The sequence below is a fragment of the Planktotalea sp. genome (assembly GCF_965659345.1).
GTDB lineage: Bacteria > Pseudomonadota > Alphaproteobacteria > Rhodobacterales > Rhodobacteraceae > Planktotalea.
This window is the reverse complement of the sequence record NZ_CBFHVK010000003.1, coordinates 101340-124260: the sequence shown is the minus strand read 5'-3', so window position 1 is coordinate 124260 and position 22921 is coordinate 101340. Positions and strand designations below refer to the sequence as shown.

Annotated in this window: 21 protein-coding genes; 13 read left to right on the top strand and 8 right to left on the bottom strand. The window is 52.7% G+C overall.

What is annotated here, in order from left to right; genetic code table 11:
* The first annotated feature begins 81 nt into the window (after window positions 1-81).
* Window positions 82-1266, top strand: a complete 1185-nt coding sequence (locus ACTG3Z_RS03160) for a cytochrome P450 (protein WP_439141192.1) — start codon at window positions 82-84, stop codon at window positions 1264-1266.
* A 65-nt stretch (window positions 1267-1331) separates the two neighbouring features.
* Here ACTG3Z_RS03160 and ACTG3Z_RS03155 read toward each other — a convergent pair whose 3' ends face one another.
* Entirely contained in the window at window positions 1332-3476 is a 2145-nt protein-coding gene (locus ACTG3Z_RS03155; RefSeq protein ID WP_439141191.1) for a malate synthase G, read from the bottom strand.
* Between the two features lie 123 nt (window positions 3477-3599).
* The gene (locus ACTG3Z_RS03150; protein WP_072632469.1) at window positions 3600-3740 is read right to left on the bottom strand and encodes a DUF2256 domain-containing protein; all 141 of its coding nucleotides are present in this window, start codon (window positions 3738-3740) and stop codon (window positions 3600-3602) included.
* Window positions 3741-3806: 66 nt separating this feature from the next.
* On the opposite strand from ACTG3Z_RS03150, the gene pepN reads away from it, so the two are divergent.
* The gene (pepN, locus tag ACTG3Z_RS03145; RefSeq protein ID WP_439141189.1) at window positions 3807-6359 is read left to right on the top strand and encodes an aminopeptidase N; all 2553 of its coding nucleotides are present in this window, start codon (window positions 3807-3809) and stop codon (window positions 6357-6359) included.
* A complete protein-coding gene (locus ACTG3Z_RS03140; protein WP_439141188.1) occupies window positions 6356-6787 on the top strand; it encodes a hypothetical protein in 432 nt (143 codons plus the stop codon). Before pepN ends, ACTG3Z_RS03140 begins: the two co-directional genes overlap by 4 nt.
* On the opposite strand, the gene ACTG3Z_RS03135 is transcribed toward ACTG3Z_RS03140, so the two are convergent.
* On the bottom strand, window positions 6784-7509 hold the full coding sequence (locus tag ACTG3Z_RS03135) for a transglycosylase SLT domain-containing protein (protein WP_439141187.1): 726 nt from the start codon (window positions 7507-7509) through the stop codon (window positions 6784-6786). The genes ACTG3Z_RS03140 and ACTG3Z_RS03135 overlap by 4 nt on opposite strands.
* 171 nt (window positions 7510-7680) lie before the next feature.
* Here ACTG3Z_RS03135 and ACTG3Z_RS03130 point away from each other — a divergent pair, with 171 nt between their 5' ends.
* Window positions 7681-8955, top strand: coding sequence for a hypothetical protein (locus ACTG3Z_RS03130; protein WP_439141186.1), 1275 nt, complete (start codon window positions 7681-7683; stop codon window positions 8953-8955).
* Between the two features lie 10 nt (window positions 8956-8965).
* On the opposite strand, the gene ACTG3Z_RS03125 is transcribed toward ACTG3Z_RS03130, so the two are convergent.
* Window positions 8966-10180, bottom strand: a complete 1215-nt coding sequence (locus tag ACTG3Z_RS03125; RefSeq protein WP_439141185.1) for a LytS/YhcK type 5TM receptor domain-containing protein — start codon at window positions 10178-10180, stop codon at window positions 8966-8968.
* 182 nt (window positions 10181-10362) lie between these two features.
* Here ACTG3Z_RS03125 and gatB point away from each other — a divergent pair, with 182 nt between their 5' ends.
* From gatB to ACTG3Z_RS03110, 3 genes are all read left to right on the top strand, one after another.
* Window positions 10363-11874 carry an Asp-tRNA(Asn)/Glu-tRNA(Gln) amidotransferase subunit GatB gene (gatB, locus tag ACTG3Z_RS03120; RefSeq protein ID WP_439141183.1) on the top strand — a complete coding sequence of 504 codons (1512 nt, stop codon included), beginning with the start codon at window positions 10363-10365 and terminating at the stop codon, window positions 11872-11874.
* Window positions 11875-12348: a thioesterase family protein gene (locus tag ACTG3Z_RS03115; RefSeq protein WP_439141182.1), complete on the top strand. Its 474-nt coding sequence runs from the start codon at window positions 11875-11877 to the stop codon at window positions 12346-12348. It begins immediately after the preceding gene.
* Between the two features lie 66 nt (window positions 12349-12414).
* A complete protein-coding gene (locus ACTG3Z_RS03110) occupies window positions 12415-12798 on the top strand; it encodes a DUF4177 domain-containing protein (protein WP_439141180.1) in 384 nt (127 codons plus the stop codon).
* Window positions 12799-12894: 96 nt separating this feature from the next.
* Here the strand turns inward: ACTG3Z_RS03110 and ACTG3Z_RS03105 are convergent, their stop codons facing one another.
* Window positions 12895-13155 (bottom strand): BolA family protein, encoded by a 261-nt coding sequence (locus ACTG3Z_RS03105; RefSeq protein WP_375267508.1) that lies wholly within the window; start codon window positions 13153-13155, stop codon window positions 12895-12897.
* A gap of 71 nt (window positions 13156-13226) precedes the next feature.
* Between ACTG3Z_RS03105 and ACTG3Z_RS03100 the strand changes: the two genes are divergently transcribed.
* Window positions 13227-13853 (top strand): J domain-containing protein, encoded by a 627-nt coding sequence (locus ACTG3Z_RS03100; RefSeq protein ID WP_439141178.1) that lies wholly within the window; start codon window positions 13227-13229, stop codon window positions 13851-13853.
* Window positions 13854-13856: 3 nt separating this feature from the next.
* Window positions 13857-14552, top strand: a complete 696-nt coding sequence (locus ACTG3Z_RS03095; RefSeq protein WP_439141177.1) for a DUF2161 domain-containing phosphodiesterase — start codon at window positions 13857-13859, stop codon at window positions 14550-14552.
* Window positions 14553-14577: 25 nt separating this feature from the next.
* Here ACTG3Z_RS03095 and msrB read toward each other — a convergent pair whose 3' ends face one another.
* Window positions 14578-15069 (bottom strand): peptide-methionine (R)-S-oxide reductase MsrB, encoded by a 492-nt coding sequence (gene msrB / locus ACTG3Z_RS03090; protein WP_439141176.1) that lies wholly within the window; start codon window positions 15067-15069, stop codon window positions 14578-14580.
* A 91-nt stretch (window positions 15070-15160) separates the two neighbouring features.
* Complete coding sequence (locus ACTG3Z_RS03085) at window positions 15161-15868, bottom strand: hypothetical protein (RefSeq protein ID WP_439141175.1); 708 nt, start codon at window positions 15866-15868, stop codon at window positions 15161-15163.
* A gap of 243 nt (window positions 15869-16111) precedes the next feature.
* On the opposite strand from ACTG3Z_RS03085, the gene cobS reads away from it, so the two are divergent.
* The 4 genes from cobS (at window position 16112) to ACTG3Z_RS03065 (ending at window position 21260) form a co-directional block, all read left to right on the top strand.
* Entirely contained in the window at window positions 16112-17098 is a 987-nt protein-coding gene (gene cobS, locus ACTG3Z_RS03080; RefSeq protein ID WP_375267528.1) for a cobaltochelatase subunit CobS, read from the top strand.
* Between the two features lie 67 nt (window positions 17099-17165).
* On the top strand, window positions 17166-19043 hold the full coding sequence (gene cobT / locus ACTG3Z_RS03075; protein WP_439141173.1) for a cobaltochelatase subunit CobT: 1878 nt from the start codon (window positions 17166-17168) through the stop codon (window positions 19041-19043).
* A 48-nt stretch (window positions 19044-19091) separates the two neighbouring features.
* Window positions 19092-20888 (top strand): aminopeptidase P family protein, encoded by a 1797-nt coding sequence (locus ACTG3Z_RS03070; protein ID WP_439141172.1) that lies wholly within the window; start codon window positions 19092-19094, stop codon window positions 20886-20888.
* Window positions 20889-20918: 30 nt separating this feature from the next.
* Window positions 20919-21260, top strand: coding sequence for a DUF427 domain-containing protein (locus ACTG3Z_RS03065; RefSeq protein WP_439141171.1), 342 nt, complete (start codon window positions 20919-20921; stop codon window positions 21258-21260).
* A gap of 13 nt (window positions 21261-21273) precedes the next feature.
* On the opposite strand, the gene ACTG3Z_RS03060 is transcribed toward ACTG3Z_RS03065, so the two are convergent.
* Window positions 21274-22911 (bottom strand): chloride channel protein, encoded by a 1638-nt coding sequence (locus ACTG3Z_RS03060; RefSeq protein WP_439141285.1) that lies wholly within the window; start codon window positions 22909-22911, stop codon window positions 21274-21276.
* Window positions 22912-22921: the final 10 nt, after the last annotated feature.

Here is a 22921-nt window from a genome sequence, read left to right as displayed (position 1 = left end):
CAATGTGTTGGTTTATCGTTGCAATATATGGCCGAGATGCTCAGGCTTGCAATGCATGTCCTTAAATGAGCGGTCTGAAACATGGCATCCTTCAAATTGAATGACCCAGAATTCTTGCACAACCCGACGAAAACGCTCACGAATATGCGTGCCGCAGGAGCGCTTGTGCGCACCAAAATACCGATCATCGGGGCGTGCTGGGCAACGACAACAGATGCAGCAGCACGCGAAATTCTCAAGGATGAGGCGTTGTTCGCACGCAACCCGGCCAATGCAGGTGGCAAGGATATTTCGCGCTATTACTGGTTCTTGCCGCGCTTCATGCACCCGCTCACCCGCAATATTCTGAGCCTTGATGCGGATGAGCACAAACGTATCCACGCCGCAGTGGATCACCACTTTTCCCGCGTTGTGATTGATGCCCTACGTCCTGACATCACACAGATTGCCGATCACTACCTTGATCAGCTAGATCCTTCAAAACCTGTTGATATTGTTGAGGACTATGCCCGCCTCTTACCGCTTGATGTCATCAGTGCCCTGCTCGGAATTAAGCCTGAGTTGCGCGAAAAACTCGCGCGCGCCATTGTTCCTATTTCCAAACCGACGGGTGTCTTGGCGCTTTTGGTCGCGCTACCCGGCCTCTACAAAACGCAAAAATTACTGCGCATGGAAATTAAAACGATCAAAGGCACAGCGCGGGATGGATTGCTTAGCACGTTGATCCATGACCCAAGCAATGACTTGAGCGATGATGAAATTCTCTCGCTCGCTTTCGTCCTCTTTATTGCAGGCCATGAAACCACGCTGCATCTCATCTCTGACGCTGTTTACGCGATCACACAAGGCGCAGAGTTTAGCGATCCAACGTCGCGCGCGATCGAAGAATTTATGCGGTTTTTCAGCCCCGTTATGATGACGAAACCCCTATTTGTGCGCGAAACACACGAACGTTTTGGCCAAACACTTGCCAAAGGGGACAAGGTTATCGCCCAGCTCATCGCAGCCAATCATGACCCTGACCGCTTTGAAAACGCTCACAACACCGATACCGCCCGCCGCCCGAACGCGCATATCGGTTTTGGTTTTGGTCCACATGTTTGCCTTGGCATGCACCTCGCCCGTGCCGAAGCACAAATCGCGCTCGAACGCTTATTCGCGCGCTATCCAAACCTTGAACGCACCCCCAAAAACGCGCCGCCTGCCTACAGCCAACGCTACGGATTTCGCGGGATGAAAGCACTCAAGGTCAGGCTCAAACCCTAAACGCTTCCTTTCTCCATAAATATCCCGGGGAGTTTCAGCCAGCTGAGACGGGGCAGCGCCCCTCTTTAAGCGACGCTTGCCTTAAGTTCCAAACGACGCGCATGCAGCACTGGTTCGGTATAGCCAGATGGTTGCTCACGCCCTTTAAAGACAAGATCACACGCCGCCTGATAGGCAATCGTGTCGAACCCCGGTGCCATTTTGCGATACAGGTTATCACCCTCATTTTGGCGATCAACAACTTCAGCCATCTTTTCCATCGCCGCGCGCACTTGGTCCTCTGTAACGACCCCATGATGCAACCAATTGGCCAAAGCCTGGCTGGAAATTCGACAGGTCGCGCGATCCTCCATCAAGCCTATATCGTTGATATCAGGTACTTTTGAGCAACCAACACCTTGATCGATCCAGCGCACAACGTAGCCAAGGATACCCTGTGCGTTATTCTCAACCTCGCGCTGAATTTGCTCAGCATTCCACCGCGCATATTTCGCCAAAGGGATCTCCAAAAGCGTTTGTACATTCGCACGGCGACCATTGGCTTTAATACGATCCTGCGCCTTTAGAACGTCGATCATATGATAGTGCATCGCATGCAACGTTGCGGCGGTTGGGCTTGGAACCCACGCACAATTTGCACCAGCTTTCGGGTGTTCAATCTTTTGCTCCAGCATCGATGCCATCATATCCGGCATCGCCCACATCCCTTTGCCGATCTGCGCTTTACCCTGCAAGCCACACTCAAGCCCGATATCTACGTTCAGGTTCTCATAAGCGCCGATCCACGCCTTACGCTTGATAAAGTCTTTTCGGCTGAACGGCCCCGCTTCCATAGAGGTGTGGATTTCGTCGCCCGTGCGATCAAGAAAACCTGTGTTGATAAAGGCTACACGCGCTTTTGCGGCGCGAATACACTCTTTGAGGTTCGCCGATGTGCGACGCTCCTCATCCATGATACCGATTTTCACAGTGTTGCGTGGCAGGCCAAGAATGTCCTCCACCTTCGCAAAAATCTCATCGCTAAATGCCACCTCTGCAGGGCCGTGCATCTTGGGTTTCACAACATAAACGGAGCCATGCACAGAGTTACCGCTGTCACGCTTCAGATCATGCATCGCCAATGCAACGGTGCAAAGCGCATCCATCAAACCCTCGAAGATCTCAGCACCGTCACGATCCAGAACCGCAGGATTGGTCATCAAGTGCCCAACATTGCGCACCCACAAAAGTGCGCGCCCCTTGAGTGTCAGCTCAAATCCATCGGGGGCTGTGTAGCTACGGTCTGCGTTCAAGCGACGTGTCACTTGCGTGCCGCCTTTTTCAAATGTCTCTTCTAGATCACCGCGCATCAGCCCAAGCCAATTTGAATAGGCTACAACCTTATCTTCGGCATCCACACAGGCGACACTGTCCTCACAATCCATGATCGCCGATAGCGCGCTTTCCATCACAACATCAGCCAAACCCGCCTGATCACGGCTGCCGATCACATGGGTGCGATCAAAAACCAGCTCTACGTGCAACCCGTTGTTGCGCAAAATCACGGCATCAGGTGCCTTTGGATGCCCTTGATATCCAACGAACTTTTCTGGATCTGCCAGTGGAAGATCATCAACTAAAAGCGCGCCGTCTTGAACATGGTAGCGCCGTGCATCTGCATGCGAGGTCCCATTGATCGGAAATACATCATCCAGAAATACGCGTGCGCGCGCAACAACACGTGCCCCCCGGCCTTTGTCGTAGGGCCCCTTGGGTGGCAGGCTACCCATCGCATCGGTGCCATAAAACCCGTCATAAAGGCTGCCCCAGCGCGCATTCGCCGCGTTCAACGCAAAGCGCGCATTGGTGACGGGCACAACAAGTTGAGGGCCGGGCACTGTCGCAATCTCTGGGTCAACATTTTGGGTTTCAATTTGAAAACTGTCCCCCTCGGGCAGTAAATAGCCAATCTCGCGCAGGAATTCGAAGTATCCGTCGCGCGTGTCGCCACCCGCTTTATGATCCTTGTGCCACGCATCGATCTTGCTCTGGATCTCTTCACGCTCTGCCAAAAGCGCACGGTTCTTTGGCCCGAAGGTATGCGCCAGATCAGACAGTCCAGCCCAAAATTGTTCAGCATCGACATCAATCCCATTCAGCGCCTCTCCTTCGATGAAATCGACAAGGATTTTGTCTACTTGAAGACCATGCTTTTCGATCCGTTGCGTCATGTCGTTCTCCCGAAAGTGTATGCCGTTGAATACGTTGCTTTCGAGCAAATAAGGCGAATGAAGAGGTGAGGCAAGTAACCCAAGAGCAAAGGATGATCCAAGACGCGCCAAAGACCGCCGTTTCTATTTGGTACGCCTACATTTTTCTGAACAAAAGCGCACATTTTCCCAATCGCGCGCCCATTTTTTGCGCCATGTAAATGGCAGCCCACAACACGCACAAATCTTGCTTGGCAGGTTCTCTTTCTTCACACCCTTCGGCATTGCATTGTCCTTCTTTTCATTGCGCGTGCTCTCCGTTAGCGTGCGCCTAAACAACAGGAGCTTCCTATGCGTGACGCCGCACCACAAACGATTTTCCTCAAAGATTACACGCCTTTCGGCTACATCGTTCAGGATGTGCATCTCACTTTCAAGCTTGCCCCTCGGGCGACACGCGTCATTTCTCGAATCCGCTTTGCGCCAAACCCCGGCGCAGACAACAAGACCTTCTTCCTTCATGGCGAACAACTTGATCTGAAGTGGGCGAAAATCAATGGCGCTCAGATCAAACCGGCGATTACCCCTGAAGGGCTAAGCACTGACGTGCCAGAGGGCGCGTTTACCTTTGAATGCGAGGTTGAGATCAGCCCCGAAACCAACACAGCCCTCGAAGGGCTGTACATGTCCGGCGGCATGTATTGCACACAATGTGAGGCGGAAGGCTTTCGTAAAATCACATACTATCCTGATCGCCCAGACGTCATGAGCACCTTCACTGTACGCGTAGAGGGGCCACATCCGGTGCTGTTGTCAAACGGCAATCCAGCGACATCCGGTGAGCATTTTGCAGAATGGCATGACCCTTGGCCCAAGCCTGCATACCTTTTTGCGCTGGTTGCAGGCGATCTGATCGCCCATCCGGACCGTTTTACCACCATGTCGGGCAAAGATGTGGAATTGAACATCTATGTGCGCAAAGGGGATGAAGACAAATGTGCCTTCGGGATGGAAGCGCTCAAGAAATCAATGGTTTGGGACGAAAAGGTCTACGGGCGCGAATACGATCTCGACATCTTCAACATCGTCGCGGTTGATGATTTCAACATGGGTGCAATGGAGAACAAAGGTCTGAATGTCTTTAATTCGTCTTGCGTGCTCGCCTCTCCCGAAACCTCAACAGATGCCAATTTTGAGCGTATAGAAGCGATCATTGCACATGAGTATTTTCACAACTGGACAGGCAATCGCATCACGTGTCGCGATTGGTTTCAACTTTGCTTGAAAGAAGGGCTGACCGTTTACCGCGACAGTCAGTTTACCTCCGATATGCGCTCCGCGTCAGTGAAGCGCATCAGCGATGTGATCGATCTACGTGGCCGTCAATTTGCAGAGGATGGCGGCCCCCTTGCCCATCCGGTACGTCCTGATCGCTTCGTCGAGATCAACAATTTCTACACAGCTACCGTTTATGAAAAAGGTGCCGAAGTTATTGGCATGCTTAAAACCCTTGTTGGGGATGACGCATATGCCAAAGCGCTTGATTTGTATTTCGAACGTCATGATGGCGATGCCGCAACAATTGAAGATTGGTTACAAGTCTTCGAGGACGTCACAGGCCGCAATCTGAAACGTTTCAAACGTTGGTACACATCTGCGGGCACGCCACAACTTTCGGTCAAGGAAAGCTTCAAAAACGGTCGCTACAAACTGACGTTCCGCCAAGAAACACCGCCGACACCAGGCCAGCCACAAAAAAAACCACGCGTGATCCCGATTGCGGTTGGTCTTTTGGATGAAAGCGGTGCGGAAGTGCTGCCAACACAAATTCTTGAAATGACCAAACGCCAACAAAGCTTCAAATGGGAAGGATTGGCGAGCAAACCCGTGCCATCCATTCTGCGCGGATTTTCAGCGCCTGTGATCTTGAAGCGCTACACAGATGATGATGAGCGTGCGTTCTTGTTAGCCCATGACACCGACCCCTTCAATCGCTGGGAAGCGGGGCGCGAGTTAGCAAAATCCACCCTTCTCAACATGATCGAAGACGGCGCATCGCCTGATACCCGCTACCTTGACGGTATGCTCGCGGTCTTGCGCGATGATGCGCTAGATCCTGCCACGCGCGCGCTGATGCTTGGCTTGCCTAGTCAATCAGAGCTGGCTCAAACCCTTGCCGACAAAGGTGTCGTGCCAGATCCGCAAGCAATCTACGAAGCAGTGCAGACGCTGAACCTCGCAATGGCCCAGCATATGCAAGATACCTTGCCGCGGATCTATGCGCAGTGTCAGGTTGAAGGACCCTATTCGCCCGACGCAGAACCCGCAGGAAAACGCGAACTCGCCATCGCCACTTTGGGACTTGGCTCACGGTTGGATGGCGGAAAAGCAGCGAAAGACCAATTCGCAAGCGCCGACAACATGACGCTTCAGATCTCTGCGCTCGCAATATTACTGCGACAGAAAGTTGGCGATACAGAGCTCGATCAGTTTTACGCGCAGTGGAAGCATGATCGACTTGTGATGGACAAATGGTTTGGGCTGCAAGTCGGCGCCGCTGTTCCAGAAGATGCAGCATACATTGCTGAAAAACTAACGCAGCATCCTGATTTTGATCACAAAAACCCAAATCGGTTCCGCGCCACTCTTGGCGCGCTCGCGGCACACCATGCAGGGTTTCATCATATCTCCGGGCGCGGTTACACGCTTTTGGCAGATTGGCTCATCACACTTGATCCAATCAATCCACAAACAACAGCGCGCATGTGCGCAGCATTTCAGACGTGGAAACGCTACGATCCAAAGCGCCAAGAGATGATCTTGGCAGAAGTGGATCGCATTCTCGCGCAGCCCAATCTTAGCCGCGACACGGCTGAAATGCTGTCTCGCATTCGCGCGGCGTGAGCAACTATTCCTTCAAACGCTCCGCGCGCAGCGCGCGCGCGGTTGCCTTTGTTACACTTTGGTGGATTGTCCTATGGCAGCTCTATTTGTTTTTAGACGCTGCACCCTTAATCATTTTGGGCCTCGCACTTGTTAGCCTTCCAGCGTTGATCGACATCGGAAAAGGCGCAACATCAGGGTTGGACATCACGGACGCCGACGTGTCATGGCGCTCGGGTCGGCGCAGCGCGAAGTTGCCGCGTGGCCAGTTGAAGTCTGTGCGCCTTGATACACGGCTCGATCTTACCATCAGGATGACGCTGTTGACCTACCAAGGCGACAAAATCCGCCTACCCTATGAATGTGTACCACCTGCTGCGCAAATTGAAGCTGCGCTCAAAGATCATCAAATCCTGTACGAACGGCATCATTTTACGCTTTTGTCTTAGGGACGCGCGCGCGGGCGCACGGAATTAAGTTTGCGACAGTAGTTTTGCGAACGCGTCCAAGCCGAAATATCTTTGCGCTTTGAGCTAATCCGCATCGGCCCCCAATCTGCCGCGACCCCGCGCCAGCGTTTATCTTTATGCGCCATGACCTTATCGCGCGGCATAACAACAGTTAAAATACGCACAGCGCAGCTCAGGTTTGAGGGCCCATGTTTGAGCCCCTCTCGGCTAGGTGCCGCACATTTATACCCGCGCGCTGTGGCCGGCAGAATTTGCAAAAGACCATACCATCGCCCGTTTCCACCAACTGCGGCTTGACGATATGTGCTTTCATGCTTGGCAAGTGCCGACATGAAGCCAGCCCAAAATGCAGCGCGTTGATCCGGTGACGCATCGGGATAAGCAGGACACCAATCCGCAATGTCACGCGGAACCGTCTGCAATATCGGCTTTCCATGCGATTTCAACGCAGAAATCGCTGCGCGCGTCCAAATCCGGCCTGCAGGCCTGTGATCCCAGCGCGCACGCGGAACGACATCCCCATCTCTGCGGTTCGGGCGCATACTTTCTGTCGGCGCAAGCGTCACAGGCTGGCTGGTGTTAATACTTTCGTTTGAAATGGGTCGCAATATAGGCCGCGTAACCGCGTCATTCGCATTTGCGGCTATCGGCGAAATATTAAGCAAAACTGCCAAAAATATCTGATATTTTGATGTCTTCATAAATTGAGTGTCGCAGTGTTTCGCTCAAAAACGCAAGCCACAAGCTGCCGCAATCTGTCCATCTTTGAATTGGAAACAGTTTGTTCTTGCCAGTTGCGTGCCACGTTTGCGCCCGAATGCGGGTTCAAAAGCATACTCAATGCATCAATCGAATACCAAAGGCTGCTCAATATGTCCCTGCTCAAAAACCTTAAGGCCCGCCTTCCAGGAACCCGCGTTTCTGCGCGAAAGTCTCTACCGGAACGGACCGATACAGCAAAAGAACATATGCAAGCCCCTGATCTGGACAAACTGTTAGTGATTCCAGTCTCAAAAGAACCCCGTGAAGAGCAGATGCGCAGCTATCATTTTAACCAAGGACAGTTCTTGGCACGCCAAGAACGTTGGGATGATTTGACCACGATCGTTACTAAAGAAGACAACGCACGACGTGCGTCCGGTGGCGGCATGCCGATTGCGGAACTGCTATGCCAAGGCGCGCGTTCTGATGTAGTTGCGTTGGCCGAGCATCTTTTAATTGATGGAACACCAGAAGAAAATCGCCCTTTGAAAGACGCAATCTCTGCGCTTGAAGACATTTTAGGCGAATATCCGAACAACCATGTGATTGCGACAATCGTTGCGATGGCACATTTGGATATCGCCTATGCTTGGCGCGGTACAACTGCACTTCAAGACACCCCCGCGCGCAATCTGGAAGCGTTTGATTTGCATTGCAAACGTGCAGCTCAAGTGCTCGATGCGTTTTGTGGCATCGAATTAGATAGTCCACTCGTAACGTCTGCACGTTGTGCCTTGCTGGTCGGTTCTCCAGACGCGGCTGATCGCGCCGCAGATGATTATGAGGATCTGATTGACCTTGCTCCAAGTCAGCAAAGACACATGCGTGCTTTGGGACATCATATGTTGCCTCAGTGGTTTGGCAGCTATGCGACACTCGAACTTGAAGCTCGCCGCACAGCCGCCCGTACCCAAGATGTTTGGGGGGTTGGTGCCTATACTTGGGCATTTTTTGATGCCCTGCTGGTAGATCCCAAATCAGCAGCGATCTTGGATGTGCCGTTCTTTCTTGAAGGCTTACGTGACATCTTGGAACGCTCCGAGGATCAGCATAACGCAAACCTGTTCGCATCCTTTGCAGCCGTTTCAATCCCCAAAGCTGCACAACGTTGCACTGACGATCTGGCAGCCTCAGCCGCGTTAGAGAGTATCCATACCGCCGCTCAATGGATCTTGAGTGACCATTTGCACGAGCTGCATCCACTTATCTGGGGGCATGCGATGGAAGGTTTTGACAATCAAGCGCGAATTGCTTCCATCGACGCGCTTTTCAAGCAAGGGCAAGAAAAAGCGAACCAAGTGTTTGTGAATTTCTTTGGTGATCAGATGCTTAAAGGCAATGCACTGATCTTCACGCCGCAAGGTTTGTACGTCCAACGCGCATAGATTTATAAGACTAACTCACACGATTTAGGTTCATCAAGAATGAGGCTTTTCCAAACAACGCCTCATTGTTTGTGCGCGGCATATCTTTACTTGGGCGAACTTTCTCACGGTTCTTGTTTTTTGTAAGCCCTACATGGGCTTCACCTGTGATCGTCGCACTTTGATGAACGTTCCTGTTCTTCAAAACACCAATTTTCGCACGTTCGATCACCTCATCGAGCGTTTGATCCACAGCCCATTCAATCGCTTGAACATCGACAATGATGAGCTTTTTCATATCAGCGGAGAACTGAAACTTATCACTTTCAATCAACCTCTTAACAGTCTGTTCAAATTCATCCTTATGAAGATATTGATCCGAACTGAGCGGTATCGCTAAAGAAGATTCTCCAATCGAAAACGCCAAGTCAGCGCCCTGATAAGCGTCCTTCAAACGCATGTGCAAAAGACCAAGAATCTTGTCATGCCAAAAGTTTGGAACCATCGAATATAGAAAATTTGAATGACGGATGCGTACAATCAAAAGTCCAGCAGGGGTTTCCATCGTTCCAGCATTGACACGCAGTTTTACTTCACGCTCAAACGCTGGTTTCGTCCACGCCCCATGATCTGGATCATACATAATGGACGCCGCAATCCGCCCCTCTTTCGCGATACGTTTTTGCTCCGAGTTGAGCAAATAACCGCCAAGTGTTATGGACAGCGCGTTCAGAATGACAAAGGGAATAGAGGCATTCGTCAAAAACCAATTACGCACATCTTCGGGTAAAATCCATGCAGCGTTCAAATGCGCAGACACCAAAATGGACAGAATGAATACATGGTGCAATTTTCGATCTGTGTAGGAACGCGTCACTTTTGCCCAGCAGGCAGCAACACACCATACAATAAGCATTGCCAATATTGCCGGCGGCATACCAATCCCCCCAATCTGAAGTCGCGTTCCGGCAGCGAGAAGAAAACAAATCAAGGATGCGCGCCAACCAAGAAAGGCCGCGCAAAGCGCGAGCGGGACGTTTCTAAGATCAAGGATCAAGCCTTCCATAGGCTCTAACGGCATGTTCATTTGCACCCAAGCAACCCCACCAAACGCGAGCCCCATCAAAAGTCCTGCGTAATACTGACTAAGGAAAAGCCGCTGAATATGGCCGTATGTCATTGATAATAAAAAAATAAGTGACAATGACCCTATCAGATCAAACCAAACAGTTGCAGAACTCAACATATTTACTTTCCCCCTTCTCGCAGTCTGCTTTTAGTCAAAAAGCTTTAACGGCCACTTAAAGGATCAAAATTTAAACAACGTTCATTATTTCTAACGCAACCAGCCACATTTCGCTGCCCCTTGCCCCCTTTGCGCCTCTCGCATAAAACGCAAACAACCTCTTGATTTCGTGGATACACAACATGCTCGATCTGACCTTTGACAGCCCAAAAATAAAAACCATCGCAGGCGCGAAACACGACTGGGAGCTGGTCATCGGCATGGAGGTTCACGCGCAGGTGTCTTCCAAGTCTAAACTCTTTTCAGGAGCTTCCACGCAGTTCGGTGCTGAGCCTAATTCAAACGTCGCCTTCGTTGATGCTGCGATGCCAGGAATGCTTCCAGTTATCAATGAGTTCTGCGTCGAGCAGGCAGTGCGCACAGGTCTTGGTTTAAAAGCCGAGATCAATCTTTTTTCGGCGTTTGACCGCAAAAATTACTTCTACCCAGACCTGCCTCAAGGCTATCAAATCAGCCAGCTCTATCATCCGATCGTTGGTGAGGGTGAGGTCATTGTTGATATGGAACCCGGCATCGCGCGCCGTGTTCGGATCGAACGCATCCACCTAGAACAGGATGCAGGTAAATCGATCCACGACATGGACCCCAACATGTCTTTCGTTGACGTTAATCGTACCGGCGTCGCGCTTATGGAAATCGTATCACGCCCCGACATTCGCGGACCAGAAGAAGCCGCAGCATTTGTTGTCAAACTGCGTCAAATCCTACGTTATCTTGGCACCTGTGACGGGAACATGCAAAGCGGCAGCATGCGCGCGGATGTTAACGTGTCTGTCTGCTTGCCGGGTCAGTATGAAAAGTTCATCGAAACCGGCGATTTCGGTCACCTTGGCACGCGCTGCGAGATCAAAAATATGAACTCCATGCGTTTCATTCAGCAAGCCATCGACGTCGAAGCAAAGCGTCAGATCGCAATTATCGAAGCGGGCGGTAAGGTAGATCAAGAAACACGTCTTTATGATCCAGACAAGGGCGAAACACGCTCGATGCGCTCCAAAGAAGAAGCCCATGATTACCGCTACTTCCCTGATCCAGACCTGCTTCCGCTAGAGATCGAGCAAGCATGGGTAGATGATATCGCAAAGACCTTGCCGGAGCTTCCCGACGAGAAGAAAGCGCGTTTTGTCAAAGGCTTCGGGCTGAGCGAATATGATGCATCCGTCCTTACGGCTGATGTGGATAGCGCAGGCTTCTTTGAATCCGTTGCAGAAGGACGCGATGGGAAACTCGCCGCAAACTGGGTGATCAATGAACTCTTTGGCCGGCTCAAGGCGGATGAAAAAGACATCACCGCAAGCCCACTCAGCCCTGCACAACTGGGCGGTATTATTGACCTGATCAAGGCTGACACAATTTCTGGTAAGATCGCCAAGGACCTCTTTGAGATTGTCTATACAGAAGGCGGCGATCCCGCAGACGTCGTCGAAGCACGCGGCATGAAACAGGTCACAGACACTGGTGCAATCGAAGCCGCAGTCGATCAAATCATCGCAGAAAATCCCGCTCAAGTTGCCAAAGCAAAAGAGAACCCCAAACTCGCTGGCTGGTTCGTGGGCCAAGTGATGAAAGCGACAGGCGGCAAAGCCAACCCCAAAGCGGTCAATCAAATCATCGCAAAGAAGCTGGCCGAATAAATGAGCGCACCGCATCGCTCCTCCCTGCTTACAGTCAAGCCTGAATGGATTGATCACAACGGCCATCTCAATATGGCCTATTACAACGTGCTGTTCGACAATGCGGCTGATGAGTTTTTCGCAACCTTTGGCATTGACTTGAACTACATCCAAAGCACCGGCTTTTCGACCTTCTCTGCTGAATTTCACGTGTGTTATGTGCGCGAAGTGCATGAGGGCAACCAGGTCTACGTCACCTCGCAACTCATTGATTTTGATGAAAAACGCTTTCATTTCTTTCAAGAGCTGTATCACGAAGACGGCTGGCTCTCTGCGACAGGCGAAGGGCTCGGTTTGCACGTGGAACTCGCAGGTCCAAAGGTCGCGCCAATGCCGCCTGAAACGCACAACAAGATATCAGCGGTATTCGAGCAACATCGCCACCTTCCCCGACCGGCGCGCGCTGGTCGCGCCATCGAAATCAAGCGCAAGTAAGTGAGCCTTTCGAAGGGGATCAGGCCTTGTTAGACTCGCGAAAGAAAGTAGCCAAAGGGCAAACACATGATCCGTTACGAGTATAAAGTGATCCCCGCCCCCGCGCGCGGCTTGAAAGGCAAAGGCGTCAAAGGCGCAGACGGCCGGTTTGCCAATGCGCTAGAGCAGGTGATGAACGATATGGCCGCTTCAGGCTGGGAATATCAACGTGCGGATACCCTTCCATCTGAAGAACGCTCAGGCCTGACATCCAAAACCACTGTGTTTCGCAATGTTTTGGTATTCCGCCGTGCTGTCGAAACCTATGTCGAAGCGTTTGAACCCAAGCTGCTTGATCCGCCAGACCCATCCGAAGATGTCGAAGATGTTTCTGAAACCGAAGCGGAGCAGCTAGAAGAAGCCGACACGGCGGATCATGAAGACACACACTCAGAGAATGAACGCCCTTAACCCACACACCCTTCCTCTTTCTTTAAAGTATCCCGGGGGCGTTTGATTTTTAATCAAACGGGGGCAGCGCCCCTATCTTAAAAAAACCTGCGCCCTTTAGGGCACATCCAGATCCAGCGCCAAAGCATGGATGCGGCCAATCAACTCAGGCCCAAGCGCGCTGTGCACCAAGCGGTGCCGCGCAATACGGCTTTTCCCTGCGAATGCCTCACTGCGAATGCGCAGGTTATAATGGCTCTCACCGCCCTCTTGATACCCGCCATGACCGCGATGGCTTTCACTGTCATCCACCACATCAAGCGTTGTCGGGGCCAGAGCCGCCTCAAGTTTCGCACGAATTTCATCTGCCTTGGACATTTTTACGAAACTCCCCTTCTAACCTCTGCCAAATCCTCTATTGTTATGACCCTGATATGACGAGGTGAGCAATGCAAAAGAAAAGCGATCCCTTTGGTTTCGATATGTCTGTATCGTCTGCAAAGAAGAAAAATCCGCGTGGTCGTAGAGGGATGTCGGGCGAATCCGAGACATCTCAGCGTGTGTGCACCAAAGATGGCTGCGAGCTTCCGGGTAAATTTCGCGCCCCCCGCGCCCCTGATGTTTTGGATGATTTCATCTGGTTCTGCAAAGATCACGTGCGTGAGTATAACCTCAAGTGGAACTTCTTTAACGGCACCACAGAGGCCGAGCTGAACGCACAGCAATCCAAAGACAAAGTGTGGGAGCGCGAGACAAAACCTGTCAAAGACCCCGAAGCGGCCGCATGGGCCCGCCTTGGCATTGAGGATCCACATCAGGTCTTGGGCGGCAACGCCACTCGCAATCCAGGCAAAGGCAATGCTGCAGGCCGCCGCTTACCACCGACCGAAAAGCGTGCGATGGATATTCTGGAGGCCAAAGACTTCTGGACGAAGGCGGAAATTCGCAAGTCTTACAAAGCCTTGATCAAAGTGCTCCACCCAGACATGAACGGCGGCGATCGCAGCCAAGAAGAACAGCTTCAAGAAGTTGTCTGGGCGTGGGATCAGATCAAAGACAGCCGCAATTTCAAGTAAATCATGCGCGAAACCGATCTCTATCCCCCTGTGAAATCCTTTTTGGAAGCACAGGGGTATGAGGTTAAAGGCGAAGTCGGCAAGCTTGATGTGATGGCCATGCGCGGCGATGAACCGCCTGTTATTGTCGAGCTCAAGACAGGGTTTTCCCTCTCGCTCTTCCATCAAGGGGTTGAGCGTTTGTCGATCTGCGACACGGTTTATATCTGTGTGCCCCGCCCCAAAGGAAAAGCAGGTTTGAAATCTTTGAAGCGCAATCAAACCCTGTGTCGCCGACTCGGGATTGGCCTGTTGACAGTGCGCGCGTCCGACAACTTCGTTGAGGCCCACGTAGACCCAACACCCTACGTGCCGCGCAAATCGAAAAAGAAAACTGCAAAGCACCTGCGCGAATTTCAACGCCTTGTCGGCGATCCGAACACAGGGGGCTCAACGCGGCAGGGCTTGATCACAGCGTATCGTCAAGATGCTCTGAAATGTTTGGGGTTTCTAGAAGGGCATGGGCCAACAAAAGCTTCCGAAATTGCCAAAATCACCGGTGTGCCGAGCGCGCGAAACCTGATGGCGCACAATCACTATGGTTGGTTCGAAAGAGTCGAAAAAGGCATCTATTGGCTTAGCCCCAAGGGACAAGCCGCCCTTGGAGACTATGAAGCAGATCTCGATGCCATCCGTGATTTATACCCGACGCCTGAATAGAAGCGTCGAGTGTCTTTCAAGGTACTTATGCTGCTTTGAAAACCAGAGACACACCATTCAAGCAATGACGCTTGCCTGTCGGCGCTGGTCCATCATTGAACACATGCCCAAGGTGTGAGCCGCAACGACGACAATGTACTTCGGTCCGTACCGCAAACAGCTTGCGATCCTCCTTCGTCCCGATGGCATTTGGCAGGGATTGGTAAAAACTTGGCCAACCCGTTGTGCTGTCGTATTTCGTCTCGGACGGGTAAAGCGCCAGATCACAGCCGCGACAATGATAGGTTCCAGCCGCATAATTCTTATCAAGCGGTGAAGACCCTGCCCGTTCGGTCCCTTCTTCGCGCATCACTTTGTACTGCAAAGGCGTCAACATCGCCTTCCACTCTGCTTTGCTACGCGTCACTTCGAACGTGCCGGCCGCAGCAGAACTTGCGCGCGTTCCAAAAGCACCGAACACGCTCATACCAGCCAAACCTGTCGCCGCACCGAGGGATAAAAAATGACGTCTTTGCATAATAACTCTCCTTTGCACCAAGGTGCGCACCCCGGCATGGCTTTACAAGCCGACGTGGCGCACAAGAGCGTGAGAAGCGTTACACTGTCCATCACTCTGTTTGAACGCCCCTGAACTGTGCCGAGCCAAACAATGGCGTGCTGGGTGTCGTGTAGGGCGCAGCCGCTTTGTGTTCCTTAGAAACCGCAATGTTCTGGCCAGCGCCAAGCCCTTTTACAACGCTTTCGCTGACACGAAGAACACTGACCGATTCTTCAGCCAAGCGCCCAATCAAAAAAGGGGCATCTGCGCGCTCATAGCCCCAAACGACAAAAACCTTCCCGTCTTTTGCTGGCTCAACGAAGCGTTCAATCTGCAACAGACCTGTGTCGCTGCGCAGTGCGAAACGAAATTTGGGGTCTTGCGCGGCGCTCATAATTTCTGCTTGCATGACAGCTGTTACAGGCACTTGCCCATCGCTAAAACGAAAGACTACGAAGGCCATGGCTGCCGCGGCAATCCCACCCAGCGCGTACTCCCATATGCGAATGCGCCGGTTCCACGGTAGTTTATTCTCACTCCAAAGCTCGCGCTTGAGATGCCCCAAAACAGTCGCATCTGGCGAAACGTCATCAATGTTCATGCCAAGTGCCGTAAAGTGTTCTTGCCACCGTGCGACCTCAACGCGTAGCGCTTCGCTGCTGCTCAGCTTGTCCTGAAACGCCTTTAACGCTTCGCCCTCAAGCACCCCAAGGACGTATTCACGCGCAAAGTCGCTATCGTCACTAACAATAGGGTCTGCGTTGTATTTGTCGTCCATTCGTCTCAGGGCTCCGCCTTTGCAAGGTTATCGCAGTCTTTCGCACGATGTAGGTTATGTCAAAAACTCGCGCGCATCTGACTTCGACAGGCTTTGGTTTATCGAAAGCGAAAAAAGCCCGAACGTCATTTTGCAAGGTTTGTTTTTCCCCAGCCCTTCCCCTTGTCCTTACTCGCGATATGTTGCACCACTCAACGTAGATGATGCGGGTGCGCAAAGCGCATAACACGAAGGACAAAACAGATGGCTGACGGGATGCTGGATATCGACACGAAACCGACCGAGGACATCTCCGTCCGCGAGGTCTTTGGCCTGGATACAGATATGGTCGTCAAAGGGTTTGCAGATCGCACTGATCGCGTCCCAGAACTCGATAGCACCTATAAGTTCGACCCTGACACAACGATGGCCATCCTCGCAGGGTTTTCGCACAACCGCCGCGTGATGGTTCAAGGTTATCACGGAACGGGTAAATCCACCCACATCGAACAAGTCGCATCACGACTGAACTGGCCTGCCGTACGTGTAAACCTTGATAGCCATATCTCCCGTATCGACTTGATCGGTAAAGACGCGATCAAACTCAAAGACGGCAAGCAAGTCACTGATTTCCAAGAGGGTATCCTGCCGTGGGCACTGCGCAACCCGACAGCGATTGTGTTCGATGAATACGACGCGGGCCGCGCAGACGTGATGTTCGTGATCCAACGTGTTCTTGAAGTGGACGGCAAATTGACGCTGCTCGATCAGAACCAAGTGATCAACCCGCACCCTTATTTCCGCATCTTCGCGACGGCGAACACAGTCGGTTTGGGCGACACGACAGGTCTTTATCACGGTACACAGCAGATCAACCAAGGCCAGATGGACCGTTGGTCACTCGTTGCGACGCTCAACTATCTGAGTGTCGATGCCGAGAGCCAAATCGTTCTGTCCAAGAATGCGCATTACAACAACGAAGCAGGTCGCAAGACAGTAAAACAGATGGTGAAAGTCGCCGATCTGACGCGCACCGCCTTCATGAACGGTGATCTGTCGACGGTTATGTCACCGCGCACAGTGATTGCATGGGCGCAAAACGCGGAAATCTTCCGCAACGTCGGCTACGCGTTCCGCCTGTCCTTCCTCAACAAATGTGACGAACTAGAGCGCCAGACAGTGGCTGAATTCTACCAGCGTTGCTTTGACGAAGAACTCCCAGAAAGTGCTGCAAGCCTCACGATTGCGTAACTCGCGATTTTTCTAGAAAAATCGGCCCCTATCTTGGGGCCGTTTACTCCCAGAGAAGACGGTGAACATGGCAACGAACAACGACAATCCAGCGGATCCTTTCAAGAAAGCCTTGGCTGAAGCAACCAAAGTCATGGCGAATGATCCCGACTTGTCCGTGACCTACACTGTCGATCCTTCCGGCGTGTCCGGCGACACGATGCGCTTGCCGCAAGTCAGCCGTCGCATGACTCGCGAAGAAGTCCTGATCGCGCGCGGCACCGCTGACGCGCTGGCAATGCACCGTAAGTTCCACGATGGCAGCACGCATTCGCGCTATGTCCCGCAAGGGGAAGTGGCGCGCGAGCTTTACGAAGCCATGGAAACTGCACGCTGCGAAGCAATGGGCGCGCGCGATATGCCGGGCACTGCTGGCAACATCGACGCCAAAATTGGCAATGAAGCCCTGCGCAAAGGCTACGATCAAATTAAGGAGGCGGCGGATGCCCCTCTTGCAACTGCGGCGGGCTATCTCGTCCGTCATCTCGCCACAGGTCGCGACCTGCCGGAAGGTGCAGCGAATGTGATGAACCTATGGAAAGGGTTCATAGAGCAAAACGCAGCTGACACGCTCAACGATATTGACGCGTTACTGGATGATCAAGCAGCCTTTGCAAAGCTGTCCCGTCAACTGATCCAGGAGCTGGGCTACGGCGATCAGCTTGGGGATGACCCTGACGATATAGACGAAGACGCTCAAGACGATGCGGAAGAAAGCGGCGAGGACGAGAACGAACCCGATAGCACAGGCCAAGACGATGAGGGCGAAGAGGCAGATGACGCCTCTGCCGAGCAATCGCAAGAAGAGCAACAAGACGCATCCCAAGCCCAAGTTTCTATGGATGATGTGTCCGAACAAGAGATGGGCGATGAGGCAGAAATGCCAGAAGGTGAAGCCCCGCTGGAGCCGCCTCAACCGCAGCCAATTTCAGACGCGGACCCGAATTATCAAGTCTACGATACGCAATATGACGAAGAAGTGCGCGCCGAGGACCTCGCCGAACCAATCGAGCTAGAGCGCCTGCGCGCTTACCTTGATCAGCAGCTTGAGCCGCTGAAGGGCGCTGTTTCGCGCCTCGCCAATAAACTTCAACGCCGTCTGCAAGCGCAGCAAAACCGCTCTTGGGAGTTCGATCTTGAGGAAGGCACGCTTGATGCGGGCCGCCTTGCGCGCGTCGTTGCCAATCCAACAACGCCGCTAAGCTTTAAGGTCGAGAAAGACACAGAATTCCGCGATACCATTGTGACGCTGCTCTTGGACAACTCTGGCTCCATGCGCGGCCGCCCGATTTCTATCGCTGCGATTTGCGCAGATGTTCTCGCGCGCACGCTTGAGCGCTGCAATGTGAAAGTTGAAATCCTCGGCTTTACAACACGCGCTTGGAAGGGTGGGCAATCTCGTGAAGCGTGGCTCAATGCAGGGCGCGAACAACAACCCGGCCGCCTGAATGACTTGCGTCACATCATCTACAAAAGCGCTGACAGCCCTTGGCGCCGCTCCCGCCCCAACTTGGGCTTGATGATGAAAGAAGGATTGCTGAAAGAAAACATCGACGGAGAAGCGCTTGAATGGGCGCACCGCCGCATGGCAGGTCGCCCTGAGGCGCGTAAAATCCTGATGGTGATCTCTGATGGCGCACCAGTTGATGACAGCACATTGTCGGTAAACCCCGCTAACTACTTGGAAAAACACCTGCGCGATGTCATCGCAATGGTGGAAAAAAAGCGCGCGGTCGAATTGCTCGCCATCGGTATTGGCCATGATGTAACGCGTTATTATGAGCGTGCGGTGACCATCACCGACGTTGAACAGCTTGCAGGCGCGATGACTGAACAGCTCGCCGCGCTCTTTGATAGTGACCCACGTGCGCGCGCGCGGGTCATGGGAATGCGCAAAGTCGGTTGACCCGAGCCCAGCTTTGCGGTCCTGTGAGCCAAATCCACGGAGGCCGCAATGTTCCAAAGCTTTGATACGACCAGCACCCCAGAACACGGCCCTGCCCGCCTTGCCAAACTGCGCAAACAGTTGGTGCAAGAAAAGCTTGATGGCTTTATCGTTCCGCGCGCGGACGCCCATCAAGGCGAATATGTGGCCCCCCATGATGAACGACTTCAGTGGCTAACAGGGTTCACAGGCTCTGCCGGCTTTTGCTGTGCTTTACTCAATAGCGCAGGCGTTTTCATCGATGGGCGATACCGAACACAGGTAAAATCCCAAGTTGATCTGGCACATTACACACCTGTGCCTTGGCCTGAAACCTCCCTCGCATCATGGCTGATCGAGCAATTGCCAAATGGTGGTATCGTCGGCTTTGACCCTTGGCTAATGACACAAGGCCAGCTCGAAACTCATGAGAAGGCACTCGCCAATAGCAACATCACATTGCGCGCCTGCAATAACCTTGTGGATGTGATTTGGGACGATCAGCCAGCGCCCCCAATGACCGCCGCCTTTGACTACCCCATTGAATATGCAGGAAAAACCTCTGCCGATAAACGCGCCGATTGCGCCGTTGATCTGAATGAGCACAATGAGGCCGCCGCCGTTATCACCCTGCCCGACAGCCTATGCTGGCTGCTCAATATTCGCGGTAATGATGTTTCCAAAACACCGCTGGTTCACGGGTTTGCCATTTTACGGGCAGACGCCAGCGTCGCCCTGTTCATCGCACCCGAAAAGATCAAAAACCTGACCCTCGATCCTGCGATAGATGTTTTAACGCCTGATGAGTTTCTAAATGCGCTTGCTGGGCTGACCGGTAAGATCCGCTGTGACAAAACCTCTGCTCCTGTTGCAGTGATCGACGCACTTAGCAATGGTTCTGCTGACCTCACATACGGCTCAGAACCTTGTGTGCTTCCTAAAGCGCGCAAGAACGACGTTGAAATTGCAGGCACGCGCGATGCGCATATCATCGATGCCACCGCCATGTGCGAACTGCTGTGCTGGCTTGATCAGCAACCTGCCGGCAGTGCCACAGAGATTGATGTTGTCACGCAACTTGAACAAAAGCGGCGCAATACCAACGCCTTGCAAGACATTAGCTTTGATACGATCTCGGGCGCTGGTCCCAACGGCGCCATCATGCATTACCGCGTCACACATGACACGGCGCGCACGTTACAGGACGGTGACCTGTTGGTGCTCGACAGTGGTGGACAGTATCTCAATGGCACCACCGACATCACACGCACTATAGCGATTGGCGCGGTCGGCGTTGAAGAAAGCGCTGCTTTCACACGGGTGCTACAAGGGATGATCGCAATGTCGCGTATGCGGTGGCCCAAGGGGCTTGCAGGGCGCGATATCGAAATGGCCGCGCGGATGCCACTTTGGCTTGCTGGACAGGATTTTGATCATGGTGTCGGTCACGGCGTCGGTCATTTCCTTGGCGTCCATGAGGGCCCACAACGCCTGTCGCGCGTGAGTGAGATCCCGCTGGAACCGGGTATGATCTTGTCCAATGAACCCGGCTATTACCGTGAAGGTGCGTTTGGTATTCGGATCGAAAACCTTTGCGTTGTGCGCAGCGCCCAGACACCTAATGGGGGTGACACCCACCGTACGATGTACGATTTCGAGACCCTGACCTATGTCCCGCTTGATCGCCGTTTGATCCGCAAAGATCTCTTGAGCCAAGCAGAAATCGATTGGATCAACAGCTATCACGCGCAATGCCGCACGAAACTGAGCGGCAAACTTTCTGATGACGCACAAAATTGGTTGGAGAACGCAACTATTGCGCTATAACTGTTCACTTACTTAACAAGAGGTATTCCCATGACAGATATTCGCATTCGCAAGGTTCAAGGTTTATACGTGGTCCGTGCGGGTGGCGCTGTTTTGGGCGAAAGCGAAAATGTTCTGGAATTGAGCGAAGGCAAATTAGCCCCAGTGCTCTATTTCCCCCGCGGTGATATTGCGATGGCCTTTCTCGACCGATCTGAAACGACCACGCACTGCCCTCACAAAGGCGATGCTTCGTATTTTTCGATCATCACAAAAAGCAAAACGATAGCCGACGTCGTTTGGTCATACGAAAGCCCCATCGAAAATGTCAGTGAAATCAAAGAATACCTGGCCTTTGCAGAGAGTGACGAAGTCGCTATCGAACATCTCTAAGTCCCAATAATCGCTAACTGTGTTCTTCCGCTGCCGTTGCAGCCAGCGCGCGATTATACGCTTTGAGCGCATCGACATGGTACAAAGCACCCAAAAGTTCTGGTGCTTGCCCCTCCCCTGACAAAGTCACGACAGGGATGAAAACAACAGCTGACTTGTCAAAAATCGGCATCGCTGCTTCTAGAGTCGCATTTCCGTCCACATAGACCCCATCGGCAATCATCGCCCAACTTGCGTCCTCATCTATACCCTCATCTGCTTTGCGCATCACGCCAGCGACGCGGAACATCGCCAGTAGATATGCCTGCGGTCCCGCCGCCAGATGAATATTGCGCCGCTCTAACTGCGTTAAGAAGAAAGAGCGATCCACAAGCCGCGATGCCAGTGCCGTAGAGAGCGAAACAGAAACCATCACAGCAAGCCCTGTCTGCCAGTCCCCCGTCAGCTCAAACACAATAAGCGTTGTGGAAATCGGTGCCCCCAAAACAGCGGCTGCCACCGCGCCCATCCCAGCCAATGCATACAAAGTGTGAGACCCGCTAATCTCTGGAAAGACACCTGTCGCAATAAGACCAAACGCCAGTCCGGTCAGCGCACCTAACATCAATGATGGTGAAAATATCCCACCGCCCATGCGCCCGCCCATGGTGATCGCCACAGCTGCGACTTTGACAATCGCAAAGACAACCGCTTCATGCAGCAAAAGCTGACCCGTCAACGCAGCAGAAGTCGTCTCATAGCCGACGCCAATAATATGCGGAAACCAAATTGCAATCAGACCCAGCATTGCACCCGCAAGCGCAGGACGCAGCCAATAGGGCATGCCCAAACGGTTTTGCAGCCGCGTTTCCATGTCATCTGCCCAGAACACACAACGCATCAACGTCACAGCTACCAATCCACAGACAAGACCAAGGATCAAATAAGCTGGCAATTCTGCGTAAAACTCTAGCGCGGTGGTCCCCGGCAGCGCAAATTCTGCGGTGTCGCCAAAAACGAGCCTGTTGATTACGGTGCCAGCCGCACTCGCAATCACAATTGGCGCAAAGGCATGCACTGCGAAGTGCCGCAAGATGACTTCTAGCGCGAACAAAGCCCCCGCAATGGGCGCATTAAAGCTCGCCGAAACGGCAGCGGCGACCGCGCATCCCAATAGATCACGACCCGTGATACCATCGGCGCGAATAACATTGCTCACCCAACTCGAAATCATCGCAGCGATATGAACAACAGGACCTTCGCGTCCGGTAGAGCCGCCTGTGCCAAGCGTGATCATCGACGACAGCGCAGATGCAATGCCTGCCTTCTTTTCCACGCGCCCCTCATTCAAGGCCGCGCCTTCGATCACATCAGAGACGGAGCGCACACGTCCATCCGGCGTGAAATGATGCAAGATGATGCCAACGACGACACCACCCATCATTGGAATAATCAGCACCCAATACCATGGCAGGCTTTCAGCAAAACTATGCAGCTTGGTCACATCATCAACGCCGTAAAGCGTTGTTTGCAATAATGAAATCCCAAACCGAAAGGCAACCGCAGCAAGCCCAGCAGCAATTCCGATCATTAAAGCAATAAACCAAAACTGGATCTGCGACGGCCCTCTACGACGCATATGCGACCAACCGCGCCCAAGGCTCTCTTTCATATCCAACAGC